Source organism: Cohnella lubricantis, assembly GCF_014212015.1.
Lineage (GTDB): Bacteria > Bacillota > Bacilli > Paenibacillales > Paenibacillaceae > Cohnella > Cohnella lubricantis.
On sequence record NZ_JACJVN010000039.1, the window covers coordinates 59,207 to 78,421 of the forward strand.

20 protein-coding genes and 1 pseudogene are annotated in these 19,215 nt (G+C 57.2%); 11 read left to right on the forward strand and 10 right to left on the reverse strand.

What is annotated here, in order from left to right; genetic code table 11:
• Window positions 1-4: 4 nt before the first annotated feature.
• Complete coding sequence (locus H4Q31_RS11205) at window positions 5-178, reverse strand: hypothetical protein (protein ID WP_185179163.1); 174 nt, start codon at window positions 176-178, stop codon at window positions 5-7.
• Between the two features lie 245 nt (window positions 179-423).
• Here H4Q31_RS11205 and H4Q31_RS21980 point away from each other — a divergent pair.
• Window positions 424-597: pseudogene (locus tag H4Q31_RS21980) on the forward strand (transposase); the annotation flags it as partial.
• A gap of 36 nt (window positions 598-633) precedes the next feature.
• Entirely contained in the window at window positions 634-1,290 is a 657-nt protein-coding gene (locus H4Q31_RS11210) for a hypothetical protein (RefSeq protein WP_245347388.1), read from the forward strand.
• Between the two features lie 261 nt (window positions 1,291-1,551).
• On the opposite strand, the gene H4Q31_RS11215 is transcribed toward H4Q31_RS11210, so the two are convergent.
• Window positions 1,552-2,031: a glutathione peroxidase gene (locus H4Q31_RS11215; protein ID WP_185179165.1), complete on the reverse strand. Its 480-nt coding sequence runs from the start codon at window positions 2,029-2,031 to the stop codon at window positions 1,552-1,554.
• Between the two features lie 179 nt (window positions 2,032-2,210).
• Between H4Q31_RS11215 and H4Q31_RS11220 the strand changes: the two genes are divergently transcribed.
• Together H4Q31_RS11220 and H4Q31_RS11225 are read left to right on the forward strand one after the other, a co-directional pair.
• A complete protein-coding gene (locus H4Q31_RS11220) occupies window positions 2,211-3,341 on the forward strand; it encodes a hypothetical protein (RefSeq protein WP_185179166.1) in 1,131 nt (376 codons plus the stop codon).
• A 74-nt stretch (window positions 3,342-3,415) separates the two neighbouring features.
• A complete protein-coding gene (locus H4Q31_RS11225) occupies window positions 3,416-3,970 on the forward strand; it encodes a superoxide dismutase family protein (RefSeq protein WP_185179167.1) in 555 nt (184 codons plus the stop codon).
• 67 nt (window positions 3,971-4,037) lie between these two features.
• Here H4Q31_RS11225 and H4Q31_RS11230 read toward each other — a convergent pair whose 3' ends face one another.
• A complete protein-coding gene (locus H4Q31_RS11230) occupies window positions 4,038-4,970 on the reverse strand; it encodes a manganese-dependent inorganic pyrophosphatase (RefSeq protein ID WP_185179168.1) in 933 nt (310 codons plus the stop codon).
• A gap of 131 nt (window positions 4,971-5,101) precedes the next feature.
• Here H4Q31_RS11230 and H4Q31_RS11235 point away from each other — a divergent pair, with 131 nt between their 5' ends.
• Together H4Q31_RS11235 and H4Q31_RS11240 are read left to right on the forward strand one after the other, a co-directional pair.
• On the forward strand, window positions 5,102-5,521 hold the full coding sequence (locus H4Q31_RS11235) for a c-type cytochrome (RefSeq protein ID WP_185179169.1): 420 nt from the start codon (window positions 5,102-5,104) through the stop codon (window positions 5,519-5,521).
• A gap of 110 nt (window positions 5,522-5,631) precedes the next feature.
• A complete protein-coding gene (locus H4Q31_RS11240) occupies window positions 5,632-6,039 on the forward strand; it encodes a FixH family protein (protein WP_245347389.1) in 408 nt (135 codons plus the stop codon).
• A gap of 80 nt (window positions 6,040-6,119) precedes the next feature.
• Here the strand turns inward: H4Q31_RS11240 and H4Q31_RS11245 are convergent, their stop codons facing one another.
• The 3 genes from H4Q31_RS11245 to H4Q31_RS11255 form a co-directional block, all read right to left on the reverse strand.
• Complete coding sequence (locus H4Q31_RS11245; RefSeq protein ID WP_185179170.1) at window positions 6,120-6,806, reverse strand: sulfite exporter TauE/SafE family protein; 687 nt, start codon at window positions 6,804-6,806, stop codon at window positions 6,120-6,122.
• Window positions 6,790-9,039: a heavy metal translocating P-type ATPase gene (locus tag H4Q31_RS11250; RefSeq protein WP_185179171.1), complete on the reverse strand. Its 2,250-nt coding sequence runs from the start codon at window positions 9,037-9,039 to the stop codon at window positions 6,790-6,792. The genes H4Q31_RS11245 and H4Q31_RS11250 overlap by 17 nt, the downstream gene beginning before the upstream one ends.
• A 72-nt stretch (window positions 9,040-9,111) precedes the next feature.
• Window positions 9,112-9,696, reverse strand: a complete 585-nt coding sequence (locus H4Q31_RS11255; protein WP_185179172.1) for a P-loop nucleotide/nucleoside kinase family protein — start codon at window positions 9,694-9,696, stop codon at window positions 9,112-9,114.
• Between the two features lie 256 nt (window positions 9,697-9,952).
• On the opposite strand from H4Q31_RS11255, the gene H4Q31_RS11260 reads away from it, so the two are divergent.
• Genes H4Q31_RS11260 through H4Q31_RS11270 form a run of 3 tightly spaced genes read left to right on the forward strand, consistent with a single transcriptional unit; the run spans window position 9,953 to window position 13,664 of the window.
• Window positions 9,953-11,047 carry an endospore germination permease gene (locus H4Q31_RS11260; RefSeq protein WP_185179173.1) on the forward strand — a complete coding sequence of 365 codons (1,095 nt, stop codon included), beginning with the start codon at window positions 9,953-9,955 and terminating at the stop codon, window positions 11,045-11,047.
• Window positions 11,044-12,528, forward strand: coding sequence for a spore germination protein (locus H4Q31_RS11265; RefSeq protein WP_185179174.1), 1,485 nt, complete (start codon window positions 11,044-11,046; stop codon window positions 12,526-12,528). Before H4Q31_RS11260 ends, H4Q31_RS11265 begins: the two co-directional genes overlap by 4 nt.
• Window positions 12,525-13,664, forward strand: a complete 1,140-nt coding sequence (locus tag H4Q31_RS11270) for a Ger(x)C family spore germination protein (protein WP_185179175.1) — start codon at window positions 12,525-12,527, stop codon at window positions 13,662-13,664. Before H4Q31_RS11265 ends, H4Q31_RS11270 begins: the two co-directional genes overlap by 4 nt.
• A gap of 117 nt (window positions 13,665-13,781) precedes the next feature.
• On the opposite strand, the gene H4Q31_RS11275 is transcribed toward H4Q31_RS11270, so the two are convergent.
• Complete coding sequence (locus H4Q31_RS11275) at window positions 13,782-14,546, reverse strand: polysaccharide deacetylase family protein (RefSeq protein WP_185179176.1); 765 nt, start codon at window positions 14,544-14,546, stop codon at window positions 13,782-13,784.
• Between the two features lie 70 nt (window positions 14,547-14,616).
• Window positions 14,617-15,924, reverse strand: a complete 1,308-nt coding sequence (locus H4Q31_RS11280; protein ID WP_245347390.1) for a D-alanyl-D-alanine carboxypeptidase family protein — start codon at window positions 15,922-15,924, stop codon at window positions 14,617-14,619.
• 137 nt (window positions 15,925-16,061) lie between these two features.
• Here H4Q31_RS11280 and H4Q31_RS11285 point away from each other — a divergent pair, with 137 nt between their 5' ends.
• Window positions 16,062-16,325 carry a hypothetical protein gene (locus H4Q31_RS11285; RefSeq protein WP_185179177.1) on the forward strand — a complete coding sequence of 88 codons (264 nt, stop codon included), beginning with the start codon at window positions 16,062-16,064 and terminating at the stop codon, window positions 16,323-16,325.
• Between the two features lie 51 nt (window positions 16,326-16,376).
• Here the strand turns inward: H4Q31_RS11285 and H4Q31_RS11290 are convergent, their stop codons facing one another.
• Together H4Q31_RS11290 and H4Q31_RS11295 are read right to left on the reverse strand one after the other, a co-directional pair.
• Entirely contained in the window at window positions 16,377-16,925 is a 549-nt protein-coding gene (locus H4Q31_RS11290) for a GNAT family N-acetyltransferase (protein ID WP_311771720.1), read from the reverse strand.
• 22 nt (window positions 16,926-16,947) lie between these two features.
• Window positions 16,948-17,607 carry a hypothetical protein gene (locus tag H4Q31_RS11295; protein ID WP_185179179.1) on the reverse strand — a complete coding sequence of 220 codons (660 nt, stop codon included), beginning with the start codon at window positions 17,605-17,607 and terminating at the stop codon, window positions 16,948-16,950.
• Window positions 17,608-17,779: 172 nt separating this feature from the next.
• On the opposite strand from H4Q31_RS11295, the gene H4Q31_RS11300 reads away from it, so the two are divergent.
• Window positions 17,780-18,721, forward strand: a complete 942-nt coding sequence (locus H4Q31_RS11300) for a DMT family transporter (protein ID WP_311771721.1) — start codon at window positions 17,780-17,782, stop codon at window positions 18,719-18,721.
• The last annotated feature ends 494 nt before the right edge of the window (window positions 18,722-19,215 follow it).

A 19,215-nucleotide genomic window follows, 5' to 3' on the forward strand; every position in this document is an offset into this window, starting at 1 on the left:
CGCCTTACTCCAGCTTCATTCCGACTATCTTCCCGCCGTGCATGGCGACAACAGCGGAATTGCCGAACACCGCCGGCGACGCCTCGATATTCGTCTGCGTATCGCCCTTACTCCCCTGCTTATCGACTTCCGTTCCTGTGTACAAGTATGGCGTCCCGTCCTCCGCTTCCAGAACCACCCGAACACTTGCTCTTTATATGAGGATTTTCCATTATATGGTATGTTGCGCGATCTATATGTTCGTCCAACACCCTTTAAGTCTTATCCCGATACCTCAGATGCTGCTTCCGATATCCTCTCGTCCCCGATATCAGGACCCATTCTTCCGTTCCTAGAGCTTAATTGCGCTTGTGTTGCGAACACACGTTTGGTATAATGAGGTAAATGGAACGTATGTTCCCATTACGATTGCGAGGGTCCGGGATGGAGATCGACGTGTCTTTCGATTCTTTCTGCAGATTGTATGACAACGAGCATGCGTGCGCGGAGCAAATGTATCAGGACAAGTGGCCCGAAGGCTTTCGCTGCCCCGTCTGTCGGCATACGCAAGCGTCGGTAATCCGAACTCGACGTTTGCCATTATACGAATGCAGGAAGTGTCGTTATCAAGCTTCTTTAACAACCGGCACCGTCATGGAGAAGAGCAAGACTCCGCTTGTCAAATGGTTCCGCGCCATTTATTTGCTGTCGCATGGCGCGACTGCGGTGCAAATCGCCAACGCGATCAAGGTCACTTACAAGACCGCCTGGCTAATCGCCCATAAGATTCGTCACGCTATTAAGCAGATCATCGCGGATACCCCTCTTACCGGCCATGTGCGGATTCTTGAATCACGATACGGCGCCACTTCTTTTGCGGCGCAATTTAGCACAAGGGCCGTCCATCACCCGCTAATCGCCGCCGCTTCCGTATCGGATGACGGCAAGATGGTTCATGTTCGAATGGCTAGAGTCCCCGCAAGCCATATTTTCAAAGGAATCGTCCTGAAGGACGCCTATCAAAGCTTCATTCTCCGTCATGTTGCTTCGGATGCGGATATCACGGCTACTTACGGCCTTTACAACTTCGCGCGCTACAAGCCGTTATACAGCTTTAGCCGCGACGCGGTGCGTTACCTGAATCAGACCTACTGCGGCGTCGGCCTTAAGCATTTGAAGTCCTACCTGGACGAGTACAGCTATCGGCACCAGTTCGCATCGCTGGACCAATCTTTAGCCGCTCACTTGATGCGCCAATGCGCCAACCGTCCCGCACTTCCCTACCGCCAACTCATCAAGACCGCCGCATGAGTTCTATTCGTCATCTCGGATAAGAATCATCCATGCCGAATGACAGACCAACTCTGAGCCTAGTGTATACCAACTGAACGCACGATCATATCCCAACCTCCCCCTACCTGAGCAGTGGGGATAAGCCTAAAAATGTGAAAAAAACAGATAGGCGCGCTGAGTGGCGACAGGTGTGGAGCTTACAGTTAAAGATGACGGATGAGGTTAGGTAATCGCATCACTAAAAACGCCGGCCCCTCATAGGAGGAGTCGGCATAAAGATTATTTTTGCGACAGCTGAGCGGCCAGTTCGCCTTCAAGCTCTTCAGGCGTTACTTGCGGCTCGAAGCGCTTGACGACGTTCCCTTCGCGATCGACTAGGAACTTTGCGAAGTTCCATTTGATATCCCACTCATCTGCAGGGCTGCGGCTGGTTAAATACGCGAACAGCGGGTGCGGGTTATCGCCGATGACTTCGACCTTCTCGAACAACGGGAACGTCACGCCGTAGTTGAGCTTACAGAACTCCTCGATCTTCTCCTCGCTCTCCGGCTCCTGTTCTTTGAACTGGTTGCATGGGAAGCCGAGCACGACAAGCCCTTGATCGCGATAACGCTCATAGAGCCTCTGCAGCCCTTCGTATTGCGGGGTCAACCCGCATTTGCTGGCTGTATTGACGATGAGCAGCACTTTGCCGCGATATTCGCCCAGCATCGTCTCTTCGCCGCGAATCGTTCTCACCTTATAATCATATACCGACATATTGCCAGCCTCCTTCATATGGAACCATAATGTCCCCTCTTCTCTATAATTGAAGTCCAACGACAGACGAAAGTCAAATCCGCGCACTTGATTCCGGCCAGTATCCGCACATAACCTCGCCAAGGCAGAAAATACTACCTCTTGTTGCCGGATTCCTATTGCTGCACGAGGTGATTGTTATGCGTTCGTACCGCCTATCGATTAAGGCCAACATGTTGATGGCACTAGCATTGTTATTCTGCACAGCCGCCGCTAACCCGGATTCGGTCCGCTTGGAGATCCGCGCAAGCCCGAAGGCAACGCTCGTCACCGGGACGGAAGCTCCGTCCGCGGCGATGGATAAGCTGGAGGCAGCCGAGCCGTTGAATCCGCCTCTCGTGACTCCATCACTTACGGATGTATACCTCACTTCGCCCGCTGGAACGTATCGCTTGGATGCCAACGGCTTCTGGTGGGATGAATCGCTCAGCCATCGGTTGAAGCTGCCTCGCTCGCTGAGCCGGAGGTTATCTAAGCAAAGCAGAGCTATGCGCAAGCATCATTACGGAGAGTTAATGGCTTGGGAGGACGCCAAGAGGATCATCCCGCGCAAGAGCACGTTCGCGATCACGGACGTCGAGACCGGCCTCACGTTCCGCGTCCAGAATCGTGCCGGCAGCGACCATGCGGACGTCCAGCCGCTGACGAAGGAAGATACGCGGATCATGTCGCTAATCTATGATCAGGGCTGGAGTTGGCGGCGCAAGGCGATTATCGTGACGGCAGGAGACCGACGAATCGCCGCCTCGATGAACGGCAAGCCGCATGGCGGGGACGGCATTCCGGGCAACGGCTTCTCCGGGCACTTCTGCGTCCACTTCCTGGGCAGCAGCACGCATCGTTCAGAGCATCCGGATCCGATCCATCAGCTCATGGTTCATAAAGCCGCGGGCAAGCTGCGATCCTATCTGGACGAATCGTCGCCGGATCGACTGGCGCAAAGCTTAATTATTGCGCTCGATCACAGAGAGACCGAGACGATCCGGATGATCGCCGAAGGGATGGACGCCAGACGCTTCGCACTGCTCGCCGCCCAAGCGCAGAAGCTGTCCGCCATCCGGTTAAGCGACCCGTCAAGTACGGAACCGGAGGCTTCCTCCGGACTGCTGGCGTACGAGATGGATCGCCGCGTCTCCGCCATATACTTGCGGGGGGGCAGGCGCAACGATAAGCTGCACATGATTTTCACGCGGCCATCCTTAGAAGCTCCTTGGCGGTTGCTCGAAGTGAACCCCTGGACACGCGATGAAGTTGAAGCCGATCCCGGATAAAAGCTCTCGCATAATCCCATAATAAGCCAGTCAAGCACCACCCCACTATGGACTAGGAGGACTATTGGGAACCCATGAACAAATTCGTCAAGCCTGTCGGATTCGCCGCGCTCGGGCTCATGCTCGTCAATGCCGCATATGGCTCGCCAATGACTAGCGCGAATTCAGAACCGGCACCAGCGGCATCTGTCAATGTCGACATTATCAACGGCAAGGGAGAGGCGGTAGGCAAGGCCGTCCTGACACAGCAGGACGACGGCGTCCGCATTCATCTCGAAGCGAACCATCTGCCGCCAGGCGTTCACGGCATACACTTCCATGAACTCGGCAAATGCGGCACGCCTGACTTCAAAGATGCGGGGGAACACTTCAATCCGGGGAAGAAGCAGCATGGCTTCCATAACCCGAAGGGCTTCCACGCCGGTGATCTGCCGAACATTACGGTGAAGGACGACGGTACGGTCGTCGCCGATCTGGTCAGCAATCAAGTGACGCTGGCGAAGGGTCAATCAACCTCCCTGCTGAAGAAAGGCGGCACGGCGCTCGTCATTCACGAGAAAGCCGACGATTACAAGACCGATCCGTCGGGCAATTCCGGCAGCCGGATTGCATGCGGGGCCATCAAATAGCAAATAAAAAGAAACCGTCCGGAGTGTATCCAGACGGTTTCCTTGCGTTCTAATATCGCTAATCGGATTATCGCTTGTTGAAAATATCCGTAAGCACCGGAACGATCTGCGACTTGCGGGAGACGACGCCCTTCAGCACTGCGCGGTTCGCGTCCAGCTTCACGCCATACGCATCTTCGACAGCGCCGGCTTCCTTGCCGAGCGCTACGCCGACCGAATCGTTGTTCAGAATGTCCGTGACGACGAACAGGAACAGGTCGAGGCCTTTGGCCGCGATGATGCCGTTCAGCTTCGTCTCAAGCTCGGCTTGGCGCGACAGTACGTCGTTCACGTCGACCGCGTTCACTTGCGCGATCTCAACCTTGGCGGTGCCCATCGAGAATTCCTTGGCGTCGAGGGACACCAGCTCATCGATCGACTTGTCAGCCAAGTTCGCGCCTGCCTTCAGCATGTCGAGGCCGTACTTCTCCGGATCTACGCCTGCGATCGCAGCCAACTCGCGAGCTGCGGCTACGTCTTCCGGCGTGCAAGTCGGCGACTTGAACAGCAGCGAGTCCGAGATGATCGCGGACAGCATGAGACCGGCGATGTCCGTGGGGATCTCGACACCGTTCTCCTTGTACATCTTCTTCAGAATCGTCGCGGTGCAGCCGACCGGCTCAGCGCGGTAGTACAGCGGGCCGCTCGTCTCGAAGTTCGCGATGCGGTGATGGTCGATGACCTCCGCGACGCGGACTTGGTCGATGTCCGAAGCGCTCTGTTGACGTTCGTTGTGGTCAACGAGAATGACTTCCTTCACTTCGTTCGCAACCGTCTCGACCAGGCGAGGAGCGGAAGCATGGAACGTGTCGAGCGCGAATTGCGTCTCGGCGTTGACGTTGCCGAGGCGTACGGCTTCAACCTCTTGGCCTAGCTTCGTCTTCAAGTCAGCATAAGCGATAGCAGAGCAGATCGTGTCGGTATCCGGGTTCTTATGCCCGAAAATAAGTACTTTTCCCATGTTCATACTCCTTATTTATCATTTGGCGATAAAATTATACCCCAGCGTTAGCCGAGCAGGCAAGCCGAACGGGCCATAATAGGTAGAACTGGCCGCGAATCGCGATGCTGTTATTGAAGGAGGAACAATGCATGAACAAATGGCTCAAATCCATCCTAATTGCTGCCTGCTGCGTGTTCGCCGCGATTCTGATGCTATGCTCGCTGTATGAGCGAGAAGAACCGGCGAAGCCTGAAGCCGCCGAACCCGGACCCGGCGCTTCCGCAGCGCCTGCGGACGGCTCATCTGCCGCTACGCCCGGCGCCTCTCCAGCGCAAGCGGTAGACGAAGCAGCCGCGCTGGAGATCTACAAGCCCAACTGCATGGCGTGCCATGGCGATCAGTTGCAGGGCACGATGGGCCCTCCGCTGACAGCGGTCGGCTCCTCTATGCCGCCTGACCAAATTCTAACTCAGATCGAGAAAGGCGGCGGCGGCATGCCCGCCTTCAAAGGAACGCTGACCGACGATCAGATCCGGACACTGACGAACTGGCTCGCTGCGCAGAAATAACGACAACATTATATACAAGGCTTCCGGCATACCCTTTAAGAACGAAGCATGCGTATGAAGCGATGTGACCAACAGGCTTCATGCCATGACACACAGAAGAGGGTGCCGACATGAAGAAGTGGATGCTTGGAGGAGGGGCCGCTCTTGCGGTGATTGCAGGCGTCTTGGGGATATTGAACGGCGCGACGTCCTCGGAGAGCGTGTCCGGCTACGAGGATGGCGGATTTCAAGTGTCAGTGCAAGCGCCTGACAGCGCGGTTCGCGTCATGAAGCCAGCCGAATTCACCGTGACGGCGACCGGCGCGAACGGACAGCCCGTGGCGAATGCCGACTTGCGCGCCGTTCTGTATATGCCGGATATGTTCTGCGGACTGTTCGAGGCCGAGGTGACGGAGATCTCGCCCGGCGTCTATGAAGTGCAAGGCGTACCCGTCATGAAGGGCAAATGGGTGGCGAAGCTGACGCTGGCTTCGGACGGCAACCAAGGCACGTTCGTGCAGCCCTTCAAGGTTAGTTGAGCCGCTAGCTGGGTTGATCCAAGTTGGGCTGGGCTGAACCGATTGAACTGAAGGGATCGCTTACGTCTGCCATGAACCGTTCACCACAGCCAAGGATGAACCGAAGGGATAAGACCGTTCGCGCTCAACCCTTTGAGTATGGATAGGATACCCATGACCAATGCGATCACCGTTCCCGCCTCGCCCAGGCTTCGGCGCCACTTCTTGCCGAGCTTGCCGGCGAAGATGCCGACGAGCAGCAGCGCGGGAATCGTACATAGGCCGAAGACGAGCAGCAGCAGGAAGCCATTCAGCCACGATCCCGTGGCAGCCGCTTGAAGCTGCATCGAGTATGTCAGCCCGCAAGGGATAAAGCCAAGCAAGAGTCCCGTTGTGAAAATAGCGCCGCCTTCGCTTCGGCGGCGGAGCCGGCTTAGCGCACGGCCGACCGTCCCAATGCGCAGCGGACTCCAGCGGAATGCCGGCAGCGTATATTTGCGGAGCGCCCACAAGATGATGAGCATACCGCCGAGAAAGCTTGCAATGCCTTGCAAGCCGACCCAGTTGCCGGCGTAATTCAAGAACGAGCCCGCTGCGCCCATGAAGGCGCCGGTGAAGGCGTAAGTGACCGTCTTGCCTGCGGTGTAGGTAAGCACCGGCTTGTATGAGGCCTCCGGCGACTGAAGCGCGAAGGACGAGGCGATGCCCCCGCACATGATGATGCAATGCGGCGCGCCGGCCAACCCGGCCAAGGCGGCAAGCAGCAGCGAATCAGGAGACAGCGGCATCGGGCACCCTCTCTCTGCGCAGCTGCCTCGTTAAGCGCAGCGAGTTGCCGACGACGAAGACGGAGCTGAGCGCCATCGCCAGGCACGCGACTCTCGGATCGAGCCAGCCGACTGCCGCCAGCGGGATCATCACGCCGTTATACGCAAGCGAGAGCCCGAGATTCTGCTTAATATTGCGCATCGTCCGCTTGCTGATCGTGATGGACAAGGCTGCGCGCGCCAGCTCTCCCTTCAGCAGGATGACGTCTCCGGCTTCGATGGCGGCGGCTGTGCCGGAGTCCATGACGAGCCCGACGTCCGCCGCAGCGAGCGCAGCGGCATCGTTCACGCCGTCGCCGACCATCGCCACCGTCCGGCCTTCCGTTTGGAGCCGCCGGACGACAGCCAGCTTATGCTCCGGCAGCATCTTCGCGTAATAGCGGCCGATCCCCGCCTCCCTCGCGACACGCTTCGCCGCAGCCTCATCGTCGCCAGTCGCCATCAGCACCTCGCCATGCGCGGATAGCTGCCGAATCGCTGCGGCCGTCCCGGGCCGCAGCCGGTCTGCCCACGTGAGCGACGCGATCCACTGGCCGTCGGCGCTCAGGTGGAGCGCGGAGGCTGAGACGGCAAGGTTCGGCGCCGAAGCGCCTCCCGCTTCCGCTCCCTGCGCCGGCAAGCGCACGCCCAGCGAGCGCAGCCAAGCGGCGCTGCCCAGCGCCAGCACTCTTCCTTCAACGATGCCGGTAATCCCCTGCCCCGCCGTCTCCCGCACCTGCTCTGCCTGCGGTATGAGCAGCCGCCGCTTGTTCGCTTCCGTCACGATCGCCTGCGCGACCGGATGCGCGGAATGCCGCTCCAGGGCGGCGGCCAGGCGGAGCACATAGCTGTCCGGATACGCCGGCGAGTCAATCGCCGCGAGGCTCGGCTTGCCCTCCGTCAACGTGCCGGTCTTATCCAGCACAATGCAATCGACCTTGTACAGCCGCTCGATCGATCGGCCTTCCTTAAATAGCACCCCTCGCTTCGCGGACAAGCTCGAAGCGATCAAGATCGATATCGGCGCGGCCAGCCCGAGCGCGCAAGGGCAAGAGACGAGCAGCACCGCCATCGCATTGTGCAGCGCAACATCCGCTTCGCCTGCTCCCAGCATCCACAGCCATACCGCATACGTCATCGCCGCGCACGCGATCATGACCGGAATCGCGATCGCCGCGACCCGGTCGACGTTGCGCTGGATAACGGGCTTCGCATGCTGCGCGTCCTCCACCAGCTTGATCATGCCCGCCAGCCGCGTACCCGACGCAGCTGCACCTGTCTTCACGCGGATAACACCGCCGAGGTTGCGGGAACCGGTGTAGACGACATCGCCGACCGCCTTGGACACGAGCCTGCTCTCGCCGGTCAAGAACGATTCGTCCACTTCCGTCCGCCCCGCGATCACCCTTCCATCCACCGACACCAGTTCGCCTGGATGAACGACGGCCGTATCTCCCTGGCGCAATCGATCCGGCGCGACCCACTCTTCCCCTTCCGGCCCGTCTATTCGGATGAGGCTGGACTGCAAGCTCTGAAGGCTGCCCATCTCCTTGAGCGCCTGCCCTTTGGCAATCGATTCGAGTAGCTTGCCGAACAGCACCGACGTTAGGATCATCGCGCTCGTATCGAAATAAAGGTGCGACTGGTGCGGATGGACGTGCGCAAACCCGCCTTCCTTCAGCGAAGCGAACAGAAGCCAGTGGCTATACAGATAGGAGATCGAGGTGCCAAGCGCGACGAGCACGTCCATGTTGGCCGAACGCTGCCGAATCGCTTGATAGGCGCCGTAATAGAACGGGTACGCCACGTACAGCTGCAGAATGGTAGCGACGGCCAATTGGAACCATGGCGATTCGAACAGCGGCGGAATCGGCAAGCCGGACGCGAACTCGAAGTGGCCAAGCATCGACCACAGCAGCGGAAAAGACAAGATCGCGGCGATCAGCAGCCGATTGCGATAGGTACGGATCTCGCCGCGGTTGAACGTTCGGACGTCTTCGAGCTCTTCCTTGGCCGAGTAACCAAGCTCGTCGATGCGCCGCTTGATCTGCTCGGGCCCAATTAGCCTGTTGTCGAGCTTAACGGAGGCTTGACCGAGCGGCAGGCTGACGGACACCTCCTGAATGCCCGGCATCCGGCTCACCGCCCGCTCGATACGAGCCGAGCAAGCGGCGCATGTCATGCCTTCAATTTGCAACTGAAGCGTCTTGGTCATGCTCTTCCCTTCCCCCATATGGAACAGCCTGTTCCATTTATATGATCGGGGAAGACAAGGCATTACCAGGCATTACCCGTTCAAGAATCGCTCGATCGATGCAAGCCTCTCCTCGGTCATCGGTTCGCTGTTGTCCCAATACAGCACATTCGAATCCGGCAGCGGCCAGGCAACCTCGCGCTTGGCGAGCGATCGGCTGAATTCGCCCCAATGCTCCAGCTTCCAATCGTCGGCGCGAAGATGACGCCCTTCGATCCTCTCGCGGTACAAGCTCTCCCCGTGCAGATAGACGCAGATCACCTTCACCTCAACGCTGCGCATCGACAATCCAGCCGAAGTCAGCTCCCGTTCGAGCCAGCCCGGGTCCGCCGTCTCCTTCGTGAACGGCCCGACAATATAGATATCCGTGCCGAGCCGCGCGTTCTCCAGCGCGGCATTCATCGTGATGCGGTAGCCGAGGTCGCGGCAGAGCTCCTTGTATGCCGGAGAATCCCGGTCGTCCGGGTCATATCCAGACGCCTTCATGAGCGCTTCCGCAGCCGGACGAAGCAGCGTGTCCATGTCGAGGAACGCCGCATGGCTCCTCATCGCCAGCGCTTGCGCAATCGTCGTCTTACCCGCGCCTGCGGCGCCGACGACAAATACCATTTTCCCCATCGTGTTCGTCCTCTCTCTGTCTGAGCCCTATGCGATCCGATGCCATCATGTTAACATAATGCAAGCAGCTGCCATACCCACCAGGAGAACGAATCATGGCCTTCGGAATCAAACGTGAAGAAATCTCCAGTAACCTTCCTTCCCGCCCCCTATTGCTCTTCGCTCCGAGTTCCATCTTCCCCCTCCATTGACACATAATAAGCCCCGACCCAAGAGACACTAGCATAATAACTCCAATTGGCGGTGTTCTCAGCTTATGCCTATTCCGCACAAGATCTCCTTCTTGCAAGCCTGCATGATGCTTCTGCTGATGAACGGCCTCTCGAGCCATGTGATCGTCAACCCGATGCTGCTCGATGCTTCAGGCCGCGATGCATGGATCACGGTCATCTGCGTCGCCGTTCTGTTCCTCCCGTGGTGCATGCTCCTCGGCTTCTTGATGAAGCGCACCGAACAGCACAAGCTTCAGCCATGGATCGCCGAACGAACGCATCCGATCGTGTCCTGGCTGCTGACCGTCCCGTTGATCCTGCTGTTCTATCTCATCGGAGGCATGACCGTCATCCATACGACGACTTGGACGCTGACGAACTATCTGCCAGAGACTCCCAAGATCGTGCTCATTACGGCCGTCACATTGATCTGTCTGTTCTGCGTCTTGTGGGGAATTCGGATTCTCGCGCTCGTCTCGACAATCTTGCTGCCGTTCGTTGTCGGCCTTGGCATCTTCGTCGCCGTCTCCAATGTCAGCGAGAAAAATTACCATCTGCTCCAGCCCATGCTCGAACATGGATGGACGCCGGTTCTGAACGGCTTAATCTATGCGGGCGGCAGCCTGACCGAGCTCATCGCCTTCGTGCTGTTGCAGCACCGGATCTCGACCAAGGTCCGCAGCTGGCAGTTAATCGTCTTCGGGCTCGTCTCGCTCTACATCATGTTCGGACCGACCATCGGAGCCATTACCGAGTTCGGACCGATGGAAGCTGCCAAGCAGATTGAATCGCCGTACGAACAATGGCGGCTTGTCCGTCTCGGCCCCTACGTCGAGCATCTCGACTTCTTCTCGATCTACCAGTGGCTATCGGGCGCTGTCATTCGAATCGGTCTATCCGTCTTCTTAATGGTTGAACTGCTGCCGATTGAGAATCGCTTCATCCAGAAATGGATCGTGATCGGCGTTATCGCCAGCTATGTGGCGGCTTCGATGGCGCCGATCAACGAATACTCTCTCTACTTGTGGATGTACCGGATCTACTTCCCGATCGCGCTCACCGTGATGGTTAGCGCTTCAATTCTATGGTTCGCGGTATCATTCTTGAAGCAGAATGGCAAACGGGAGGCGAGAGCATGAAGGCCGATCGCTTGGAGCCCCAGGTATGGACCGAGGAGAGGCTCCGGGATCAGTATAAGCACTTAGCGGATGTGTGCTTCCAGACGTGCCGCTTCGGAGAGGCAACGGCGTCGCATGTCGTACTCGTCTATGCGGACGGGCTCATTAACAGCTCCCTGATCGGTCAGGTCGTTATCCCCGAGCTTCGCCGACTGTATGCGCTCCGCGGGGAGTTCGAGCTGGATTCCGGCCTCGTGTCCGGCAGCCTGCCCTTAATCCCGCTGTCGCCTGAAGCGACGATTGACGATATCTCCGACACGTTGTTCAGCGGCACGCTGCTGATCCTCTTCTCGGCGAGTCCCTTGATGTACAGCATGAATCTCGATCTTCGCCCGACCCGTATGCCGACCGATTCGAATACGGAGATCTCCATCAAAGGGCCGCGAGATTGCTTCGTCGAGGATCTCGTGCTCAATGTGGCGCTTATTCGCAAACGTCTTCGCAACCAGTCACTGGCGTATGAGAGCCTCACGATCGGCACCCGGACGAAGACGCGCGTGGGACTAATGTATATGACCGACATCACGAATGAGAAAATGTTGAATCTGGTACGGGATCGCTTGAATCGGATCGACGTAGACGGCATCTACAGCATCAATCAGCTCGAAGAGTATCTGGCCGATTCCAGGTTTACGATCTTCCCAACGATGAACTTCACGGGAAGGCCCGACTTCGTCGTGAACAGCCTGCTCGACGGACGATTCATCGTGCTCGTGGACGGGATCCCCCTTGCGCTGATCGGGCCTTCCGGCCTGACACTCATCTTGAAGTCGCCCGAGGATATTCATTTCAACTATATGTATGTGTCCTTCTCACGCCTCATCCGAGGGCTCAGCCTGTTCTTATCCATCTTCCTCCCGGGTATTTGGGTAGCTCTGATGGCCTTCCATCAGGATCAGGTTCCGTTCCGCTTGATGGCCACGGTAGCCGTCTCCCGGCTGGGTTTGCCCTTGTCCGCCCAGATGGAGATGTTCATCCTGCTTCTGCTGCTCGAGATCTTCCGCGAAGCAGGCATCCGGCTGCCCAGCAACATCGGCCAGACGCTGGCTTCGATCGGCGGCCTCATCATCGGCGACGCGGCGATTCGAGCCGGTCTCGTCTCGCCTTCAGTTGTCGTCATCGGCGCTATCACAGCGGTATCCGGGGTGACGTTGGTCAATCAGTCGCTTAGCGCGGTCGTCAGCGTGCTGCGGTTCTTCTTCTTCATCATGGGCGGCTTCCTCGGCCTCTTCGGCCTGATTCTCGGCTTGATCTTGCTAGCGGCTTATATGACGCAGATCACATCGTTCGGCCGCCCGTACATGGCACCATGGTCTCCTCCCGCCATGAAGGAATTCCTCCAATCGTTCATCCGTGTCCCATGGGCGATGATGAAGGAACGGGCGAGCGAACAGAAGCCGATCGATACGGACCATCAGGGCAAGGGAGACGAACGGTCATGAAGCAATGCCGAATCGCGGCCGCGCTTGCCATGCTTCTGTTGCTGCCCGGCTGCTGGAGCTCTCGGGACATCCAGAACATGGCGTACGTCACCGCGGTCGGATTGGATTACAAGGATGGCCAATATATCGCTTACAGCCAAGTATTAAACTTCCAGAACATCGCGCGAACCGAATCGACGGAAGTAGGCGGGGAAGTTCCGATCTGGGTGGGCAAGAGCTCCGGCCATACCGTGACGGAAGCGTTGGGATCGTTAAGCGCGACTTCGCAGCTGCGGCTGTTCTGGGGGCATGTGAAGGTCATCGTCGCGACCGAACGTATTCTCAGAGCTGGCATGAGCGGCGCCATCGATGCCATTAACCGATATCGGGACATCCGCTACAATGTCTTAATCTATGGTACGAACGAGAAAATGGATGACATTCTGACCCAGAAGTCGCTCTTGAACTTGTCGCCGCTCGATTCGGTCTTGTTCTCGCCAGGTCCTATTTATTCGCAGGTCTCGCCTATTCTGCCGGTTAACTTCAACCACTTCATCTCGGCGATAAATGAACCGGGCGACCCGGCCATGGTCCCTTCGATCGGAATCAACCATACCGATTGGGAGATGAACAAGCAGAAGAAGCCAATGTTTGCGTTGACAGGCGCCTATTTTTTTAGAAACAGCAAGATGATCGACCGAATGACGCTCCAGGAGCTGCGCGGAGCCCGCTGGACCTTCGACGGAATCACGCGTGCCGAGATCGCCGTGCCGGATAAGGAGCATCCCATCGCATCGGTCATATTGGGCAAGCCGCATTATTCAATTACGCCGCTTCTAGAGGGTAACGAAGCGCGGTTCCGCGTCCAGGTGAAAGTTAGAGGTTTCCTGAACGAGCTATATCAGCCGTATAGCGTTGCACAGTTGGAGCGACTGTCAGCGCGGATCGTCGCCAGTGAAATGAAAGATACGTTCCGAGCGGGAGTCGCCAAACGATGCGACGTCTTGCGGCTGCAACGGGAGCTGTATCGCAAGCATCCGGCGAAGTGGAAGCAACTGGCGGGCAGCGAAGAATGGATCTTGAATCCGGGGAGTCTGGTCGAAGTGAAGGTGAAGGTGAAGCTCGTGAACACGGGGAAATACAAGGGCCGTCCTTAACCCAATCAATCTGTCCGAAGACAACAAGAGCCGCCCCTGCTAAGGGACGGCTCGTTTGCTAGCTGCCTGGTTGCCTGGTTGCCTGGTTGCTTGGTTGCCTAGCTTCCTTTCTGCGCCTTAACGATTCATTCTCACCGAATCCGGCTTCTTGTGCTGCATCAGCTCCGACACCGTGACCATCCGGAAGCCTCTGCGGCTTAGCTCCGGCAGGATTTGCGCGAGTGCCTGAACCGTCTGCGTCGAGCCTTCGACATGGTCGTGCAACAGGACGATGTCGCCGTTGCGCGCGTTGTTCAAGACTTTGTTCACGATGCGGCTGACACCCGGGGAGATCCAGTCCCTCGTATCCTGGTGCCAGGACCACAGCACGACGGTGTACCCGTGTTCGCGGGCGATGCGCACCACCGTATCGTTGTAGAACCCGCCCGGCGGCCGGAAGTAGCGGCATTCTTGGCCGGTCAGCTCCTGCAGCCTGCTTCCGGTTCGGTCGATCTCCTTCTCGATATCATCCTGACGCAGCCTGCGGTTGAAGTACATGTGGGTGTACGTGTGATTCGCAATCTCATGCCCTTCCAGCGCTTCCCGCTTCACAATCTCGGGATACAGATCCGCTCTGCGGCCGACGACGAAGAAGGTTGCCTTCGCGTGGTACTGGTCGAGCAGATCGAGAATGCGGCTCGTTGTCCGTTCATCGGGTCCATCGTCGAAGGTTAGGGCGATAAGAGGCTCGTCCATCGGCACTTCCCAGACGATCTCTCCGCGGGATTCGTAATATTCTCTGGAATTGGTCGGCGGTTGCGACGCGTTGCCGAAGCCAGAGAAGCCGCTTAAGAGCAGCAGAATTCCGGCTCCAATCCCAGCGCGTACGATCGTTCTTCCCATATCTGTCCACTCCCGGCGTCCAAATCTTAGCCTAGTATGGTTCGCCAGAAGTTCAAATATGTTGGGAACATCACATCCGTTCTCTGCGCTTCCTCACGCGATAACCGAACCATCCGGCCAGCGCCGCCAGAATCGCCAGCGTCGGCCACAGCAATGGACTGCTGCCGCCGCTTCCCGCTGCCGTGTCGCCAGATGCCCCAGCCGCGAGCGCTTGCACCTCGCCCTTCGCCGCATTCTCCGCCTCAGCGTGATTCGTGCGGGACAGCTCGTGAAGCTGCCCGAGCGTCTGCGCGCCGTACTTGCCGTCGACCAAGACTTCGCCGTCCTTCGACACGGTGACCGCAGGCGCCGGGCGCTCGCCATTGGGCACGGCTGTGGCAATTGCGTTCGCTGCTTGCCACTCCACCGTGTCTTCTCCGTCTTCGACCGTGAAGGTCTCGCCGCTCGACACGAGCGTCTGCATATGGAAGTTGTCGAAGCCGTAATCGAGCAGCTTCGTCGTATCCGAATAAGCCGCGTCGGCGGACGGCGCCTTGAGTACGACGGCGATCAGGTCCATGTCTCCCCGGGTCGCGGAGATGACGAGCGTGTTGCCCGCGGCTTCCGTGTAGCCGTTCTTCATGCCTGTCGCACCTTCATAATTCCACAGCATCCGATTATGGTTCACCAATTCGGATTGCCATTCCTTGCCGTTCCACGGCATCGTCTTCGTCGATACGATCTTCCGGAACGTCTCGTTCTGCATCGCGTATCGAGCGATCTTCGCCATATCCGAAGCCGTCGTGACATGCTCCGGGTCAGGCAGGCCGGAAGGATTCTTGAACGTCGTGTGCGTGACGCCGATCTTCTCCCGGACGAACTGGTTCATCCGCTCCGCGAACTTCTCCTTGCTGCCATCGATATGCTCGGCAATGGCTGTGGCAGCGTCGTTGCCGGAATTCATGAGAAGCCCGTAGAGCAGCTTCTCCATCGTCACCTGCTCGCCTTCGGCCAAGTAGATCCGAGTGCCGTCCTCATACCGAGCTTCCTTGGACACGGTAACGATCTCGTCAGGTTCCGTCGTCTCAAGCGCGATAATGCCGGTGACAATCTTCGTAATGCTGGCCGGATAGAGAGACTCGTCCGGCTGAAGGGCGTACAGCATATTGCCCGATTGGGCATCTATTAGAACAGCTGCTTCTGATTGTACCGTTGGCGCTTCTACTTGCTGCACGGCAGTTGATGCCTCTGTCTGTGTCTCTGTCTGCATACTTGCAGCACTCACTGTCTGGGCTGGCGTCTGATCCGGCCGCACCGACTCGGCGCTTGCTGCGCCTGGCAGCCAAAGTGCAGCAATCAGGGCGAACCCGACTAATCTCGTTCCTATCGTCTTCCTCATTCATGCACCTCCGACGATTCCATTCTTCGCGACAATCCAGTTGCGCATTAGGCTACAATTATTATAGTATAAGTAGACCTTTGACTAGCTATAGTAACTTTTGCTTATCTAAATGATGAAAGCGCAGGTAGTATCGATTGAGAACAACATTCGTAGACAAATGGGCGCGCCAACGGGCCGCCGGCAAGCGGAATTATGTACTCCGTTATGGGGTTCTGATGACTGGGATGGGTCTTGTCCTGCTCTTCTCCGTCCTCGATCTGATCAATAACGGAACCGTAGTATATGCTTATCTACTCGGACGAATCGTGTTCTTCCCGACGATCGGCGCCATGATCGCAGGCATGCGGTGGCAAGCGAATGAACGCAAGTTCGCCAAGCTGACGAATAGCGAAGCATGACGAAGCAGAGAACGTCGCGCATTTACGCGCGGCGTTCTCTTTAGTCATGGATCACACCGTCAACCGCTTCTCGAACTTGCTGAACGAACCGTCGCTATTCGTGCTCTCGCCGACGTATGTATAACCCATTGTCTGATATAAAGCATTTAATGCCCCATTGCTGGCGATGCAATCGAGCCGAATCCGATCCTTGCCGATGAATCGAATCCCCTCGCTCACCCATTGAAGCACGCTTCCGCCGAGCCGTTGGCCCGCATAGTCTCGGTCGATTGCCAACCGGTGGACATATACCGCCCGATCGCTGTCCGCCTCGCCCCACAATTCGATGTCCCATTCGCTCGGCTTCCGAAGCAGCATCACCATGGCGGCCACGTCTTCGCCATTCTTGAAGAGGAACACGTCGCCGCGCTCCACCGCTTCCGGCGTCCGATGGGAATCCTCGCCGCGGAGCAGACCGCTCCATTGGCTGGAGCCCCGGCTTTGGAGCCACTTGGCCGTCTTCAGCAGCAGCTGCTGGATGCGCGGCGTATCGCCGGAGACAGCTTGTACCGCCGCATATCGATCCTCTAGGAGGGGTCGAATGATCCCGTAATCCTTCACGGCTCGCTCCTCCACCTGTTCATTACGCCTGAGGCTGCACATTCTGCTGTTCGTCCAAGATCCGGTACAAGCCTTGGATAATCAAGTCGGACGGATCGCGGTTCAGCAAATAATGAGCGAGCAGCAAGTGCAGCGGCATCGCGCACACATTGTTGCCGTCCTTGTATTTCGGGAATCCCGCCTCAAGCACCGGCCCATGCTCCTTATTCACATCCAGCCCCGTGTAGACTTCCTCCGGAGCGAACTCTTCCTTGATCGCTTGGTGGCACATCGGCAGGACCACTTGGTCCATCATGGCCTTCGCTTCGTCTTCCGACTGCGGCGGCTTCGGCAGCAGCTTGCCTCCCGGCGTCTTCATGAGATCGACGTAGAAGGAAGACAACCAGAGCACCGGATTCTTGTTCTGTTGGAAGTTGGCCAGCAGCTCTCGCAGGAAGAAGCCGCACGCGTAAGCTTCCCCCTGCTCGTTCTTCACGAGGAAGGAGAACAGCGGGCCGTAGACCTCGTGCTGAGAGACTTGGCCCTCGACCGCTTCTTCGCCGAATTCCGACTTGAGCGCTTGGATGCTATGCGTGAACAAGTTCTTAATCAATTCCAACAGTTTGGCGTTATTGTTGTTGTCCGTAGTTTGGTTGTTGTTGTCCGTCGATTGGTTATTCTTGTTGTCTTGGTTTGTCGTCATAAGTGCACCGTCCTTTCATCCATCATAACACTTGAACAACCGATGAAGAAAGCGTTAGCTTGTTTGGACCGCCAGATAATCTTGGAATGGAACCTGCGAATTCTCATTGATTATTGAGAACGGCGGGGCTAAAATATTGAAGTTAATCTTAAGATCAGGAAGGAACATCAACGTGCCCTCAACTTCGTCGTCTGCCCCATCTTCCCCGCCGATCGCGCCTGCGCTGCCGCTGATCGTCGGCATGATCGCCATCTCGTTTGCCCCGATACTCGTCCGCTACTCGAATGCGCCGGTATCCGTGCAAGGCATGTACAGAATGCTGTTCACGATCCTGCTGATGCTCCCATTCGGCGCCAAGCAGGTCGGAGCCTTGCGGAGGATATCCGTGAAGGATTGGCTGCTGCTGGGAGGCGCAGGCGTCTTCTTGGCGCTCCACTTCATGCTGTGGATGGCTTCGTTAAACTATACATCAATCTCCAGCTCCACGATCATCTTGGTGCTCGAGCCTGTCTTCGTCATGATCGGCGCCTTCTTCCTGTTCAAGGACCGCATCGCCAAGTCGGCTCTGCTCGGCATGGCCATAGCCTTCGCCGGCGTAGTCTTCGTTGGATCGGCAGACTCCGGCGTCTCGACAGACGCTGTCAAAGGCGACTTCCTGTCGTTCCTTGGCATGCTCGCTATCGTCTTCAACATGCTGATTGCCAAGCGTATCATGACCCGCGTTCCTTCCTATTTGTACAGTATCATCGTGTTCACGGTCACGTTCTTCTGCTTCTGGGCCTATAACGCCGTCCAGGGCATCACCGTTATCGATTATCCGCCCCGGGAATGGCTCGTATTCGCATTGCTTGCCGTTATCCCGACCGTCTTCGGACATATGATCTTCAACTGGCTGCTTCAATACGAGAAGCCGACCACCGTCTCGATGACCGTGCTGGCCGAGCCGATCGGCTCGAGCATTCTCGGCATTATCCTGTTCCGTGAGATGATCGGCACCTTGCAGCTAATCGGCGGCCTGCTCGTCATTCTGGGACTCGTCCTCTATATGAGGGCTGAAGCGACAACTTCAGCCAAGCCTCGGAAGGACGATGCAGCGAGCAACATTGCGTCATAATAAGAATTAATCGAACAGAGCTGCCGTTGGCGGCTTTGTTCTACGAGCAGGTATTTGCGTCGAGATAGCGGAACCAGCTTCCGCTATGGCACGAAGCTGCATAAGCGGCGGACTTTTCGGATATGCGCCATTGGTTCACGTCTGTTCAGCGTGCGGCTCGTCTCAACGGCATTCCGACCTAATCTAAGTGACGTTTGAACTCCGCATCATACTCCAGGAGCATCGCTCTCCTAAAATTGTACGTATCCAATGTCTTTTAATTGAATAATACCCTGTGTAATCCCATCTCTGTCGCTATAGAAGTGCTCATTAACTAACTGTAGGTCGTGCGGCCGGTCTCATCCCTCATAATAAGTCAATATATCCGGATCAGATAGCCACTTGGCCAGCAGCGGCGCATCTCCAGGGTCTGTCAATAATTTTGTGTAAACTCTTTTATAGAGAATCTCCCTCATAGGGGAGATTGACCCTCACGGCAGATGCTGGCCGATACG

Coding starts and splice junctions, on each gene's coding strand:
- H4Q31_RS11210 (WP_245347388.1), top strand. CDS start 634: ATGGAGAAGAGCAAGACTCCGCTTGTCAAATGGTTCCGCGCCATTTAT.
- H4Q31_RS11215 (WP_185179165.1), bottom strand. CDS start 2,031: ATGTCGGTATATGATTATAAGGTGAGAACGATTCGCGGCGAAGAGACG.
- H4Q31_RS11220 (WP_185179166.1), top strand. CDS start 2,211: ATGCGTTCGTACCGCCTATCGATTAAGGCCAACATGTTGATGGCACTA.
- H4Q31_RS11225 (WP_185179167.1), top strand. CDS start 3,416: ATGAACAAATTCGTCAAGCCTGTCGGATTCGCCGCGCTCGGGCTCATG.
- H4Q31_RS11230 (WP_185179168.1), bottom strand. CDS start 4,970: ATGGGAAAAGTACTTATTTTCGGGCATAAGAACCCGGATACCGACACG.
- H4Q31_RS11235 (WP_185179169.1), top strand. CDS start 5,102: ATGAACAAATGGCTCAAATCCATCCTAATTGCTGCCTGCTGCGTGTTC.
- H4Q31_RS11240 (WP_245347389.1), top strand. CDS start 5,632: ATGAAGAAGTGGATGCTTGGAGGAGGGGCCGCTCTTGCGGTGATTGCA.
- H4Q31_RS11245 (WP_185179170.1), bottom strand. CDS start 6,806: ATGCCGCTGTCTCCTGATTCGCTGCTGCTTGCCGCCTTGGCCGGGTTG.
- H4Q31_RS11250 (WP_185179171.1), bottom strand. CDS start 9,039: ATGACCAAGACGCTTCAGTTGCAAATTGAAGGCATGACATGCGCCGCT.
- H4Q31_RS11255 (WP_185179172.1), bottom strand. CDS start 9,696: ATGGGGAAAATGGTATTTGTCGTCGGCGCCGCAGGCGCGGGTAAGACG.
- H4Q31_RS11260 (WP_185179173.1), top strand. CDS start 9,953: ATGCCTATTCCGCACAAGATCTCCTTCTTGCAAGCCTGCATGATGCTT.
- H4Q31_RS11265 (WP_185179174.1), top strand. CDS start 11,044: ATGAAGGCCGATCGCTTGGAGCCCCAGGTATGGACCGAGGAGAGGCTC.
- H4Q31_RS11270 (WP_185179175.1), top strand. CDS start 12,525: ATGAAGCAATGCCGAATCGCGGCCGCGCTTGCCATGCTTCTGTTGCTG.
- H4Q31_RS11275 (WP_185179176.1), bottom strand. CDS start 14,546: ATGGGAAGAACGATCGTACGCGCTGGGATTGGAGCCGGAATTCTGCTG.
- H4Q31_RS11280 (WP_245347390.1), bottom strand. CDS start 15,924: ATGAGGAAGACGATAGGAACGAGATTAGTCGGGTTCGCCCTGATTGCT.
- H4Q31_RS11295 (WP_185179179.1), bottom strand. CDS start 17,607: ATGACGACAAACCAAGACAACAAGAATAACCAATCGACGGACAACAAC.